Origin of the sequence: Flavobacterium sp. 102 (assembly GCF_003634615.1) — a bacterium.
GTDB lineage: Bacteria > Bacteroidota > Bacteroidia > Flavobacteriales > Flavobacteriaceae > Flavobacterium.
The window spans coordinates 280,534-294,523 of record NZ_RBKX01000001.1; the positions used below are offsets into that span (position 1 = coordinate 280,534).

General features: G+C 37.8%; 12 protein-coding genes. All 12 read right to left on the reverse strand.

The features are described 5' to 3' along the window. Positions 1-4 precede the first annotated feature (4 nt). From ftsA to mraZ, 12 genes are read right to left on the reverse strand one after another with little or no spacing between them, the layout of a single operon-like run. A complete protein-coding gene (gene ftsA / locus C8C84_RS01285; RefSeq protein ID WP_121311805.1) occupies positions 5-1,384 on the reverse strand; it encodes a cell division protein FtsA in 1,380 nt (459 codons plus the stop codon). A gap of 6 nt (positions 1,385-1,390) precedes the next feature. After that, positions 1,391-2,113 carry a cell division protein FtsQ/DivIB gene (locus tag C8C84_RS01290; RefSeq protein ID WP_121311806.1) on the reverse strand — a complete coding sequence of 241 codons (723 nt, stop codon included), beginning with the start codon at positions 2,111-2,113 and terminating at the stop codon, positions 1,391-1,393. Next, on the reverse strand, positions 2,110-3,450 hold the full coding sequence (gene murC, locus C8C84_RS01295; RefSeq protein WP_121311807.1) for a UDP-N-acetylmuramate--L-alanine ligase: 1,341 nt from the start codon (positions 3,448-3,450) through the stop codon (positions 2,110-2,112). The genes C8C84_RS01290 and murC overlap by 4 nt, the downstream gene beginning before the upstream one ends. A 24-nt stretch (positions 3,451-3,474) precedes the next feature. Then, a complete protein-coding gene (gene murG / locus C8C84_RS01300) occupies positions 3,475-4,569 on the reverse strand; it encodes an undecaprenyldiphospho-muramoylpentapeptide beta-N-acetylglucosaminyltransferase (protein ID WP_121311808.1) in 1,095 nt (364 codons plus the stop codon). Positions 4,570-4,572: 3 nt separating this feature from the next. Further along, positions 4,573-5,898 (reverse strand): FtsW/RodA/SpoVE family cell cycle protein, encoded by a 1,326-nt coding sequence (locus C8C84_RS01305; protein ID WP_121311809.1) that lies wholly within the window; start codon positions 5,896-5,898, stop codon positions 4,573-4,575. A 7-nt stretch (positions 5,899-5,905) separates the two neighbouring features. Continuing rightward, positions 5,906-7,240, reverse strand: coding sequence for a UDP-N-acetylmuramoyl-L-alanine--D-glutamate ligase (gene murD / locus C8C84_RS01310; protein WP_121311810.1), 1,335 nt, complete (start codon positions 7,238-7,240; stop codon positions 5,906-5,908). Beyond that, positions 7,240-8,460 (reverse strand): phospho-N-acetylmuramoyl-pentapeptide-transferase, encoded by a 1,221-nt coding sequence (gene mraY, locus C8C84_RS01315; RefSeq protein ID WP_121311811.1) that lies wholly within the window; start codon positions 8,458-8,460, stop codon positions 7,240-7,242. Before mraY ends, murD begins: the two co-directional genes overlap by 1 nt. Positions 8,461-8,464: 4 nt before the next feature. Beyond that, positions 8,465-9,928: a UDP-N-acetylmuramoyl-L-alanyl-D-glutamate--2,6-diaminopimelate ligase gene (locus C8C84_RS01320; protein WP_199717078.1), complete on the reverse strand. Its 1,464-nt coding sequence runs from the start codon at positions 9,926-9,928 to the stop codon at positions 8,465-8,467. Continuing rightward, positions 9,925-11,934 (reverse strand): penicillin-binding protein, encoded by a 2,010-nt coding sequence (locus tag C8C84_RS01325; protein WP_121311812.1) that lies wholly within the window; start codon positions 11,932-11,934, stop codon positions 9,925-9,927. The genes C8C84_RS01320 and C8C84_RS01325 overlap by 4 nt, the downstream gene beginning before the upstream one ends. Then, positions 11,925-12,272, reverse strand: a complete 348-nt coding sequence (locus C8C84_RS01330; protein WP_121311813.1) for an FtsL-like putative cell division protein — start codon at positions 12,270-12,272, stop codon at positions 11,925-11,927. The genes C8C84_RS01325 and C8C84_RS01330 overlap by 10 nt, the downstream gene beginning before the upstream one ends. Beyond that, the gene (gene rsmH, locus C8C84_RS01335; RefSeq protein ID WP_199717080.1) at positions 12,269-13,177 is read right to left on the reverse strand and encodes a 16S rRNA (cytosine(1402)-N(4))-methyltransferase RsmH; all 909 of its coding nucleotides are present in this window, start codon (positions 13,175-13,177) and stop codon (positions 12,269-12,271) included. Before rsmH ends, C8C84_RS01330 begins: the two co-directional genes overlap by 4 nt. Then, a complete protein-coding gene (gene mraZ, locus C8C84_RS01340) occupies positions 13,152-13,625 on the reverse strand; it encodes a division/cell wall cluster transcriptional repressor MraZ (RefSeq protein ID WP_121311814.1) in 474 nt (157 codons plus the stop codon). Before mraZ ends, rsmH begins: the two co-directional genes overlap by 26 nt. Between the last annotated feature and the right edge of the window lie 365 nt (positions 13,626-13,990).

Here is a 13,990-nt window from a genome sequence, read left to right on the forward strand (position 1 = left end):
TATTCTATTCTGCGTTATCTAAAAAATCTTTAATCTTGTCTACATAGCGGTCAAAAAACGAGCGCCTGATTTTACTTTCAGTAGTCTCTGGCTCGGGTTTTTCTTCTACTACTACTTCATTCGAAACCTCTTCTTCTTTTGGTTCAAAAACCGGTTGTTGTGCTATTGGTTTCGGCGCTTCCTGAGCTACCTCTTTTAATTCAATTTTGTAAGCACTATTCGAATTGTTTTCGATGCTGTTCATTACCAATCCAACTGCGGTGGCAAATAACGGACTTGAAATTTCTTCTCCCGAATTGCCTGCCAAATGTTCGTTTGGATAACCAATTCTGGTGTCCATTCCCGTGATGTATTCCACCAATTGTTTGATGTGTTTCAATTGTGAACCACCGCCGGTTAATACGATTCCGGCAATTAATTTTTTGCGCGGATCTTCGTGGCCGTAAGCTTTGATTTCGGTGAACACTTGTTCGATAATCTCCACTACTCTTGCGTGAATGATTTTCGACAAATTCTTAAGCGATATCTCTTTTGGATCTCTTCCTCTCAAACCGGGAATGGATACAATTTCGTTGTCTTTATTTTCCCCCGGCCAAGCTGAACCGAATTTTACCTTCAATAACTCTGCCTGTTTTTCGATAATCGAACAACCTTCTTTGATATCATCTGTAATTACGTTTCCGCCAAAAGGCACAACCGCGGTGTGACGAATGATTCCATCTTTAAAAATGGCCAAATCTGTTGTTCCGCCACCGATGTCAATTAAGGCAACGCCGGCTTCTTTTTCTTCCTGACTTAAAACAGCATCTGCTGAAGCCAATGGTTCTAAAGTCAATCCTGATAATTCAATACCCGAACTTTGAATACATCTTCCAACGTTTCTGATGGATGATGCTTGTCCAACTACTACATGGAAACTCGCTTCCAATCTTCCGCCGTACATTCCGATAGGCTCTTTGATTTCCGACTGCCCGTCGATTTTGAATTCTTGTGGCAAAACGTGGATAATCTCTTCTCCCGGAAGCATCGCTAATTTGTTAACTTGGTCGATTAGCAATTGGATATCTCTTCCGCTGATTACTTCTTCAGGATTTGTTCTGATAACGTAATCGGTGTGTTGTATGCTGCGAATGTGTTGTCCGGCAATGCCCACTACCACATCGTTTATTTTGTAACCTGAATTATTTTCTGCTTCAAGAACTGCTTGTTGAATTGACTGAATCGTTTGGGTAATATTATTTACAACACCACGAGCCACTCCGAGACTTTTCGATTTACCGACACCTAAAATTTCCAACTTTCCATACTCATTCTTCTTGCCAATCATGGCCACAATCTTGGTTGTCCCAATGTCTAATCCGACTGCAATATTCTCTTTTTCCATAATCTTCTATTTAATGCACACCACTTGCTTGGTAAACTTCAAATTAATTCTTCGGTACTGGTCCAAAGTGCTATCTAAAACCGCCTTCTGAAAAAAGGCTTTATAATTCTTAAATTTTCTTTCGATGTTAATTGTTATACCGAAATCGATTTGATAATCGTAATTTCTGTTCGCCATAATTAAGCTACCGTTAGGCAAAACTTGTACACCAATGATATTTTTTTTCAAAAAATCATCCTCGGCTATTCTCTTCAAAACTTCAGACAATTTTTCTTTTTTTACTGCTGTAATTTCCCCCGATAACAGTGGCACTCTGGCGGTGTAATTATCTGATAAAGGCATTTTATTTCCCTCATAATCAATATAGAAAGAACCTGTTTCGTCAAACACTCTGCCGACTGGTGTTTTTTGTTCCACCACTGCTTTTAAAACACCATCAACACTCACAAAAACATCAGCTTTTTGAATCATCTGATGATTGTTGATAGACTTTTCCAATTTATTCAAATCTAACCCATCTTTATTGATAGTTTTTAGGTCCTGATTTTTTTCTATTAACAATTTATTAACCGTTTCAGACTTCAAAAAAAGACTGTTTTCACCCACAAAAACAACCTCTGTTTTCTTTACTTTCCGCATGGCATTTCGGTGCGAAGTGAACGAAAACAGGAAGATTACGAGGGTAATCATCAATACTAATCTGATATTTATCCAAGTAAAAACTTTCATGATAAAGCCAATTTAATTTTCGGAACTAATTCACCAATGTCTCCGGCACCGATGGTGACAATTATTTTAGCGCTGCTTTCCAAAATTGACGGAATTAAATCGCCTTTTGCAACCCATTTTTTATTTGAATTTTCCATTTTGGAAAGCAACCAACTTGACGTAATTCCTTCCATCGGTAATTCTCTTGCCGGATAAATATCCAACAACAAAATTTCGTCGAACTGCGACAAACTTTTGGCAAAATCATCAGCAAAATCTTTGGTTCTGCTAAACAAATGCGGCTGGAAAATGGCGAGTACTTTTTGGTTCGGATATAACTCACGAACGGCTTGATGCACAGCGTTAATTTCTGTCGGATGATGCGCATAATCATCTATATAAACCAAGTCGTTTGTCTTAATTTGATAGGAAAATCTGCGTTGGATTCCTTTGAATGAAGCCAAGGCTTTGGCAATGGACTCGGTTGGGGTACCATAAGTCTTAGACATTGCTAAAGCCATCAAGGCATTCATTAAATTGTGTCTTCCCGGCAAACCGAATTTCAAATCGCGAATCGTTTCTGAGGGCGTTTGCACATCAAAAACATAAAATCCGTTTTCGATTCGGATGTTGAAAGCTTTATAGGTTGATTCTTCATCGATTCCAATGGTTAAGCCCTCGAGTGGCAAACCTTTTGGCACGAATAAATTATTTTTATTTTCTACTTTGTCTGCGAATTCCCTGAATGAATCTTCGATGGCGTTTGCATCGCCATAAATATCCAAATGATCCGCATCCATCGAGGTTACGCAAGCAATATCCGGATGCAAATGCAGAAATGAGCGATCAAATTCGTCTGCTTCAACAACGGTAACTGTTTTTCCGTTTCCGATTAAATTGGAATGATAATTTTCTACAATTCCGCCTAAAAAAGCAGTGACATCTGCACCACTTTCATAAAGAATATGACCCAAAATACTGGACGTTGTTGTTTTTCCGTGTGTTCCGGCCACGGCGAAACAAAACGTGTCTTTGGTGATGATTCCCAACACTTCCGCACGTTTTTTTACTGTATAATTTCTTTCCAAAAAGTAATTCCATTCCGAGTGCGAAACGGGAACAGCCGGCGTGATAATTACTAACGTATTTTCAACATAATACTCTTCTGGAATTAAACCAATACTGTCTTCAAAGTGAATGTTCATTCCGCCCGCAATCAACTCGTTGGTCAACATGGTTGGCGTCTTGTCGTAACCCGAAACATTTTTACCGATGTTTTGGAAATAACGAGCCAAGGCGCTCATTCCGATGCCTCCGATGCCGATGAAATATACGTTATGGATTTGGTTTAGATTCATTTTATTTACTGAGTAGCTGAGATACTATGTTTTTATCAATTTTATTATTTGTTCTACTATGTCTTTTGTAGCGTTTGGCTTGGCTAATTTTTTTATGTTTTGGCTTAATGTTAGCTGCAAATCTTCATTGGAAATTAAATCTGAAAAGGTGGTTTCAAACGTTGAATCCAATTCGCTTTCTCTCAAAAGGATGGCGCCATTTTTATCTACAATGGCTTTCGCATTTTTGGTTTGATGGTCTTCGGCCACATTGGGTGACGGAATAAAAATGGTTGGTTTTCCCACCAAACACAACTCAGAAACTGACGATGCTCCGGCACGCGAAATCACGAAATCGGCTGCCGCATAAATCAAATCCATTCTGTCAATGAAATCAACCACTTGAACATTCTCTCTTTCGTTGAAATGTTGGTATTCATCGAAATACAATTTACCGCATTGCCAAAAAACCTGAACACCGCTTTCTAAAAGAAAATCGAGTTCTTTTGCGATTAATTGGTTTATTCTTCTTGCCCCGAGACTCCCACCCAAAACCAACAAGGTTTTTTTATGGGTATCTAATTTGAAATAAGCTATTCCTTCTTCTGTCTTGGTTTCCACATCCAGCAAATCCTGACGAACGGGATTTCCTGTGAAAACAATCTTCTCTTTTGGAAAAAATCGTTCCAAATTTTCATACGCCACACAAATCGCATTGGCTCTTTTGCTCAACAGTTTGTTGGTAATTCCGGGAAACGAATTTTGTTCTTGAATCACGGTTGGAATATCCATACTATTGGCCATTTGCAATAACGGTCCGCTGGCAAAACCACCAGTTCCGATGACCACATCGGGTTTGAAACTTTTTAAAATTTGGCGCGAAGTCAAAAGACTACTTACCAATTTTAAGGGAAACATGGCGTTTTGTAAGGTCAATTTTCGTTGCAAACCGGCAATCCAAAGACCATTGATTTTATATCCAGCTTGAGGCACTTTTTGCATTTCCATTTTATCTTTGGCGCCTACAAAAAGAAATTCCGCTTCCGGAAATCGAGACTTTAATTCATTGGCAATCGCAACCGCCGGATAAATGTGTCCGCCTGTTCCGCCGCCGCTTAATATGAATTTTAATTTGCTCATTTGTTATTTCTTCAAAATTGGTTCCAATGGATTGGCTTTGTCTTCGATTGAAAAACCTTCCAGTTCTATTTTTTGCTTCGCCTGTTCGCCATTCTGGCTCGAGTCAGCTTCTTCCTCTTCTTGCAATTGCTTGTCAATCATGCGTTGTAAAGCATCTTCTCTCTTTTGTTTTTCAGCTAATTCTTCTGCAATTTCTTCTTCTTTCTTGGTCACACTTAAAATAATTCCGAGTGCGATACAAGTCATCCAAATGGAACTTCCTCCACTACTAATCAAGGGTAATGTTTGTCCGGTTACCGGTAATAATTCTACTGCGACAGCCATATTGGTCATCGCTTGAAAAATAATTGGAAACCCTAAACCGATGACGACGAGTTTTCCGAAAAGCGAATTGGATTTGTGAGCCGCAACGACAAATCGGAACAACAAAAGCAAGTACATACACAATACCAAAATACCTCCGAACAATCCGTATTCTTCAACAATAATGGCATAAATGAAATCGGAAGAAGATTGTGGCAAAAAATTTTTCTGCACACTTTTCCCCGGACCTAATCCATAAACACCACCTGACGCGATAGCGATTTTGGCCTTTTCGATTTGGTAATCATCTTCATCGGGTTTGTCTGTGGTGAAATTATCAATACGGTTAATCCAAGTATCTACACGATTTGGAAAAGCTTCAGGGAATTGTTTGGCTACCAAAATAAAAAAGGTCAAGCCGATGATTCCAGCGCCCAGAATAATTCCGATATATTTTAATGGATATTTACCAATAAACGTCAACATCAAAACCATTGAAAAGATCAAAGCTGCCGTGGATAAATTGGCGGGTAAAATTAAAACTACCGTTATAAAAACCGGTGTCCATAAATCCCACAATGAATTTTGAAATGTGATTGGTGTTTCACGGCTTTTGGACAAATAGCGCGCAACAAAAACATACAATACTATTGAGGCTAAAGTTGACGTTTGAAACGTTATTCCGATAAACGGAATTTGGATCCAGCGGCTGGCATTGGCACCATCGATAATGGTTCCTTTAAGCAATGTATAAATTAACAACACCCAAACGACCGGCAACAATAGTCGTGAAATCGTTCGGAAATAGTGATACGGTACTTTGTGAATTTTGTATAAAATAAAAAACCCTACTAAAACTTGCGCTCCGTGTTTTAACAAATACGTCAAAGCATTTCCGGAACCGTGACGCATGTAAGCTAAATTACTACTCGCACTAAACACCGGCATAAACGAAAATAACGCCAACAAGGCAACGAATGCCCAGATGACTTTATCTCCTTTTAAACTGTGAATTAGCTCTTTCATGTTACTATTACAAATTTTGAACTGCTACTTTAAATTGGTTTCCTCTGTCTTCGTAATTTTGGAACAAATCAAAACTGGCACAAGCTGGAGACAATAAAACTGCATCACCTTTTTCGGTTAAATGTTTCGCAGTATTTACGGCATCGCGCATGTTGTCCACTTCCACCATCATATCTACTACATCACTAAAGGCATCGATGATTTTTTTGTTATCTAAACCAAGACAAATAATTGCTTTAACTTTTTCGCGCACTAACGGCATCAACTCACTGTAATCGTTTCCTTTATCGACACCACCGACAATCCAAACCGTTGGCACTGTCATGCTGTCTAATGCGAAGAAAGTTGCGTTTACATTGGTTGCTTTGCTGTCGTTGATGTATTGAACATTTTGAATTTTCAGTACTTTTTCCAAACGGTGTTCTACCCCTTGAAAATTGGACAAACTCTCTCGAATGGTTTGCTTTCTGATTTTCATCAATTGGGCGACAGAAGTGGCAGCCATAGCGTTTTTCATGTTGTGTTTTCCTTCTAAAGAAATGTCCGCTGTTTTCATTTCAAATTCCTCGTTGTTGATGATGATGTCCATAATATTGTTTTTTATAAAGGCTCCGTTTTCAAAAGTTTGTAATAGTGAAAAAGGAATTAATTGTGCTTTTGTTTTATTGTTTTGTAACCACTCTGAAATCGCCTCGTCATCGGCGTCATAGATGAAAAAATCATCTTCAGTTTGGTTCATTGTTATTCTAAATTTTGACGCGATATAATTTTCATATTTGTACTCATATCTGTCTAAATGATCAGGACTAATGTTGGTCAGAATCGCTATGTCAGGTTTGTAACGTATTATTCCGTCTAATTGAAAACTGCTCAATTCCAACACATAGCAATCGTAGTTTTCTTCGGCCACTTGCCAAGCAAAACTTTTACCAATATTTCCGCCCAATCCAACATTCAATCCACCTTCTTTTAGCAAGTGGTAAGTCAACATTGTTGTTGTTGTTTTCCCGTTACTTCCGGTGATTCCGATGGTTTTGGCTTTGGTAAACGGATAAGCAAATTCTATTTCGGAAATGACTGAAATTCCATTTTCCAACAGTTTTTTTACCAGTGGCGATTTATCGGGAATTCCGGGACTTTTCATAACGACATCGGCATTCAGAATCAAATCTTCTGTGTGCTGTTCGTCTTCCCATTTAATTTCATATTGATTAAGAACGTCTTTGTATTTTTCTTTTATTTTTCCCATATCGGACACGAAAACTTCGAATCCTTCTTTCTTTCCTAAAATGGCGGTTCCCACACCACTTTCTCCTCCACCAAGTATTACCAATCTTTGCATTATCTTAATTTTAAAGTCACTATGGAAACGATTGCTAACAGTATGGCTACAATCCAAAAACGGGTTACGATTTTACTTTCGTGATAGCCTTTCTTCTGGTAATGATGGTGCAATGGCGACATGAGGAAAATTCGTTTCCCTTCGCCAAAGCGTTTTTTGGTGTATTTGAAATAGGAAACCTGCATAATCACGGATAAGTTTTCGGCAAAAAAGATGGCACACAATACCGGTAGCAACATTTCTTTACGAACTGAAATCGCCAAAACGGCTATAATTCCGCCAATGGTCAAACTTCCGGTATCGCCCATAAATACCGATGCCGGATAAGAATTGTACCAAAGAAACCCGATTAACGCTCCGACGAATGCCGAAATAAAAACCGTCATTTCCCCTGAATTTGGGATGTACATGATATTCAAATAACCTGAGAGAATAACGTTACCCGAAACGAAAGTAAAAATACCCAATGCGAGTACCGAAATAGCCGAAGTTCCAGCCGCTAATCCATCGATTCCATCGGTTAAATTGGCACCATTAGAAACCGCAGTGATGATAAAAATCACAATTGGAATAAATATTAACCATGCCCAATTTTCATAACCTTCGCCCGTCCATTCGATGAATTTGGCATAATCCAACTCATTATTTTTAGTGAATGGAATAGTTGTCGTAGTTGATTTGTGTTCAACCGGCACTTGAGAAATAACATTCTCTGTTTGGTTAGTAACAATTGTGGCTTTTTCTCTAACGGTTACGCCCGGATGAAAATACAGCACCGAACCTACAATTAGTCCTAAACCAACTTGTCCAATTACTTTGAAAATACCTTTTAAACCTTGTTTGTCCTTTTTGAAAATCTTGATGTAATCGTCAATAAATCCGATAGTTCCCATCCAAAGTGTGGTCACTATCAAAAGGATGATGTAAATATTATTCAGTTTGGTCAACAAAATTACCGGAATCAATGTGGCGATAATGATGATTAATCCACCCATTGTTGGTGTTCCCGCTTTTTCATTTTGTCCTTGTAATCCAAGTTCTCTAACCGTTTCGCCTACTTGTTGGTTTCTCAAGAAGTTGATAATTTTTTTACCATAAATGGTCGAAATCATCAGCGATAAAAGAATGGCTAGAGCAGAACGAAAGGTAATGTACTGGAAAACTCCTGTTCCCGGTACATCCATGGTTTTGTCGAGGTATTCAAATAAATAATATAACATAGGTTTATTTGTTTAGCTGTTCTAATAGTTCTTTTACAATTTTCATATCGTCAAAATCATGGCGGACGCCTTGAATTTCCTGATACGTTTCGTGGCCTTTTCCTGCAATTAGGATAATATCATTTGGGCTAGCCAATTGACAAGCGGTTTTGATGGCTTGTTTTCTATCGACAATCGACAAGGTTTTTTTGTGATTTTGAGGCTCAACGCCCTTTTCCATATCCGCAATAATATCAATTGGATCTTCGGATCTAGGATTATCAGAAGTTATGATGACCTGATTGCTCAGTTTTGTTGCAATGTTCGCCATGATTGGCCTTTTGGCTTTGTCTCTGTCGCCACCACAACCCACTACGGTTATCAATTTTTCGTTGTTCGTACGAATATCATTTATGGTGCTCAACACATTTTCCAAAGCATCCGGCGTATGAGCATAATCTACAATCGCTGTGATTTTTTGGTTGGAAACGATAAACTGGAAACGACCCGAAACACTTTCTAATTCAGAAAGCAAACGCAATACTTCTAATTTGTCCAATCCTAATTCAACCGCTGTTCCGAAAATTGCCAATAAATTATAAGCATTGAAAGTCCCAATCAGCCTAACCCAAACTTCATTTTCATTGATTTTCAATAACAAACCTGACAATTGATTTTCTAAGATTTGAGCTTTGTAATCGGCATAGGATTTTAAGGCATAAGTCAATTTTCTGGCAAAGGTATTTTGCAACATTACCAGACCGTTTTTGTCATCGATATTGGTCAAGGCAAAAGCCGTTTTTGGCAAATGGTCAAAAAATGATTTTTTTACGTCTCTGTATTCTGCAAAGGTTGGATGATAATCTAAATGGTCGTGCGACAAATTGGTAAAAACTCCACCTGAAAAATGTAACCCTTCGGTACGCTTTTGGTGAATACCGTGTGAACTCACTTCCATGAAGCAAAATTCAACACCAACCGCATTCATTTCCGCCAAATAATAATTGATGGTTAAGGAATCCGGAGTTGTGTGTGTGGCTTTGTATTCCGTCTCATCGACCATGATTTTTACGGTCGATAACAAGCCAACTTTGTAACCCGCTTTTTTAAACAATTGGAACAAAAGAGAAGCGATTGTTGTTTTACCATTTGTTCCGGTAATTCCGACTAATTTTAAATTTTGTGACGGATTGCCGTAATAATTAGAAGCTAAAAATGCTAAAGCCGAATTAGTATCTTTTACTTGAATGTAAGTCACTCCGGTCACAATAACTTCCGGCAAAGTATCACAAACGATAACGGTGGCACCAAGATTTATGGCTTTCTCAATAAAATCATGACCATTTGAAACCGAACCGCGAATCGCCACAAAAATATCATTCTCTTGAACTTTTCGCGAGTCGAATTCTATTTTGCCAATAGTCATTTCGGTCGAACCTTTTACGACTTCGATAGCAACTTTGTATAATATGTCTTTTAAAATAATCACGATAATTCGAGTATGATGATTTGATTTTTACTTAAAGCGGAACCGGGTTGAATGGATTGTCTTTTCACTTTTCCAAACCCAATGACTTTTACTTTCACTTTCATGTTTTCCAAAAGTGCCACAGCGTCCATGCCGCTCATCCCTTTTACATTTGGAATCGTTTTTCCATCTATGTTTGACTTGTCTTCGTAAACCTTATAGGCTTTCTCTTGCTTGGCGATTTTTTGGTTCAGATTTTTGACTTCATTCGTTGATGGCGCATCGGTAAAAATCTTTTGAGCTACGCGTTTGAAAACCGGTCCGGCCACATCGGCTCCGTAATAATTATTGCCTGAAGTATTTGGTTTGTGAACGACAACTATACAAGAATATTTAGGGTTTTCCGCTGGAAAAAACCCAACGAAAGAAGAAATATAATGTTTGTCGTTTCCACTGTTTTTACCGTAATTGGCTTGCGCTGTTCCGGTCTTTCCTGCCATCGAAAAATCTTTGGAATACAATTTGGAACCTGTTCCTCTTTTGACTACATTTTCTAAAACCGCTTTTAGTTTCTTAACCGTTTCATCCGAACAGATTTTTGGGTTGATGACTTCTTTGTTGTATTTTTTGATGACTTTATTCCACTCTTTGATTTCTGAAACAAATTGTGGCTTTACCATTTCACCATTATTGGCAACGGCATTATACAAGGTCAAAGTCTGCAAAGGCGTTACCGAAACACCATATCCAAAAGCCATCCATGGCAGTGAAATTGCACTCCAATGTTTGTCGCCGGGTTGCGGTATATAAGGTTTGCCTTCTCCTTGGAATGGCAATCCTAACGGCTTGTTTAAACCCATTCTATCAATTCTGTCAACGAACTCTTTTGGGTTGTTTTTATAATTTTCATAAACGGCTTGTACCAAAACTGTGTTGGAAGAAACCTCAAAACCTCTTCCTAAAGAAATTTTTCCATAACCGCCTTCGTGTGAATCGCGTACTTTTTTCCCTCTATATTCCACAATACCGCCGCGGCTATCGTACACTTTACTCGTATCCACTTTACCGTCATCTAACAAGGCTATCATATCAACCAATTTGAAGGTCGAACCCGGTTCGTGTGATTCCGCTATGGCGTAATTGGTGGTTTCAAAATAAGTTGAATCGCTTTCTTTTAGTTTTCCCAAATTGGAAATCGCTCGGATTTTACCCGTTTTGGTTTCCATCACAATTACGCAACCGTGTTCTGCCTTGAATTCTTGTAATTGCTTTAACAAAGCATGATGCGCAATGTCTTGTATATAAACATCAATCGTAGAAATCACATCATAACCATCTTGCGGATCAACTTCATTTACATCACGAATAGGCTTCCATTGTCCTTTGGCAATTTTTTGCTTTAAAACTTTGCCGTCTTTTCCATTTAAATATTTTCTAAAAGACCATTCAATTCCTTTTCCGTCCGGTTTTCCATCAGGAGTGATTCTTTCGTAACCAATGGTTCTTTCCGCAATTTTCCCTATAGGATGTTCGCGAACCGTTTCTTGTTCGGTAATCATTCCGCCTTTATTAGCTCCTAAATTGAATAAGGGAAAACTCTTAATTTTTATGTATTGTGTATAACTTAAATCGCGCGCAATCAGTAAATATCGATTTTTGTTGTTTCTGGCCATAGTCAATTGAGAATGGTAAAAACTGCTGGGCTTACCTAACATTTTAGCCAATGAATCTGCCAATGGCTTTACATTTTCTTTAAAATCTTCAACTTTTGGTGCGATTGCATCAAATCTGATATTATAATTCGGAATAGAAGTAGCGAGCAAACTTCCGTCAGCGGAATAAATATTCCCTTTATTCGCTGGAATCACGAAGTTCTTCACTGTTCTTTCTTTGGCTAATTTTCTATAATAGTCACCTTCAACCCACTGAATTTTGGTGAGTTTGAAAGCAATTGCGAAAGCCATCAGAAAAAGACAGAAAGCAACTAAGTAAATTCGGTAAGAGATATGTTTATCTTCTACTGCCATAATTTTTGGAAGAAAGTTTTTTCTACCGGTTTTTTAATTTTTATTTTTTGTGGCGGAACCGATGAAGGGAAAATATTTCTTTCTTTCATTTTCTCGGAAACGGTCGATTCCATTTTTAATTTCATTAATTCGGAGCGGTTGTCAACAAACTCTGAGCGCAATTCTTTCACTTCATTGGTTAACTCGGCAATTCTAAAAATCTTTTGATCGTACCTGTGTTCGTTAGCAATCATCAAAATCGCTAACAGAATCAAAAACAGTATGAATCGCCAGTTTTTGGTAGCGTCTTCATTGACTAGAAATCGGGCTTTTAATATGCTGTAAACTCCTTTTTTCATCGCTTTTCTGCTATTCTTAATTTGGCACTACGCGCTCTGTTGTTGATTTTGATTTCAGCATCGTCAGGAACAATTAGTTTTCCAACCAACTTGAACGGTACTGAAAAATTTCCAAAGAAATCGCGTTCCGGTTCTCCTTCAAATAAGCCATTTTTCATAAAGCGTTTTACCAATCTATCTTCTAAAGAATGATAGGAAATCACGCTTAATCTTCCTTCCGGTTTTAATATTTCAAGTGATTGTTCCAAAAACTCTTTCAACACTTCCATCTCCTGGTTTACTTCAATTCTAATCGCTTGATAAATCTGAGCCAAGATTTTATTTTTAAACTGATCCGGTAAAAATTTGGCCAAAACCATTTTTAATTCGTCAGTTGTATTGATTTTTTTGTATTCTCTGGCTTCGATAATGGTTCTGGCAATGGCCGGCGCTGCTTTTAATTCGCCATAATCCAAAAACACTCTTTTTAAATTGGCATCATCATACTCATTAATCACTTTATGCGCATCGAGTTCATTTCTTTTGCTCATTCTCATATCCAAATCGGCATCAAAACGCGTAGAAAAACCTCTTTCAGGAACATCAAATTGGTGAGACGAAACCCCTAAATCGGCTAAAATACCATCGACACTTTTCACCCCGTGAAATCTCAAAAAACGCTTGATATACCTGAAATTCTCGTGAATCAAAGTGAATCTTTCATCGGGTAAAGTATTGGCCAACGCATCTTCATCTTGGTCAAATCCGAACAATCTTCCGTTTGGTCCTAAGCGACTCAGAATTTCTTTTGAATGTCCGCCACCGCCAAAAGTCACATCAACATAAATTCCATCGGGCTTGATATTCAAGCCATCGACAGTTTCCTTCAACAAAACCGGATTATGATATTCCATTGTCATCATCATTTATATTTCCCATTACATCTTCTGCCAAATCAGCAAAATCGATATCATCGCCTGCAATTGATTTCTCGTATAAATCTTTATCCCAAATCTCAACGATGTTCACCGCTGACGAAAGCACTATATCTTTTGAAATGTGACCAAAAGCCACTAAATCTTTCGGAATTAACAATCGGCCCAAATCGTCAACTTCCACTACTTTCACTCCGGCCGTAAAACGACGAATGAAATCATTGTTTTTCTTTACAAATCGATTGAGTTTGTTGATCTTTTGCATCATCAAATTCCATTCAATCATCGGATATAATTCCAAACACGGTTGAAACACAGAACGCTTCAAGACGAAGCCATCTTGAAGAGAATTAGCCAGTTGCTTCTTTAAAGCCGAAGGAATCATCAACCTTCCTTTGGCGTCAACTTTGCACTCATATGTTCCGATTATGGAGTTCAATTGCAGTTAATTTTGGTTATCAGCAAAAATATAAAAATAATTACCACAATTTACCACAAAATACCACTTTGTTGATAAGTTTTACCACTTCATTCCCTTTTCGGTCAAAAACGCAATAAATTCATCCTCAACGAATTCTTGATGAATGTTTAATGAATTTAGATTTGAGAAGAAAATAAAATATAAAAAACTCATTTTAAGGGTTTTTATTGCATAAAATTGATTTTATTGGCTTGAGAATAGATGGGTAAATTTTTATAATTAACAAGCTGATTTTTTTAAAATTTGTTGATGAAAAACTACATTTTAGTAGTAAATATTCCTGACATGAAGCTATTTTTATCTTTAAAATCATATATTTGTTG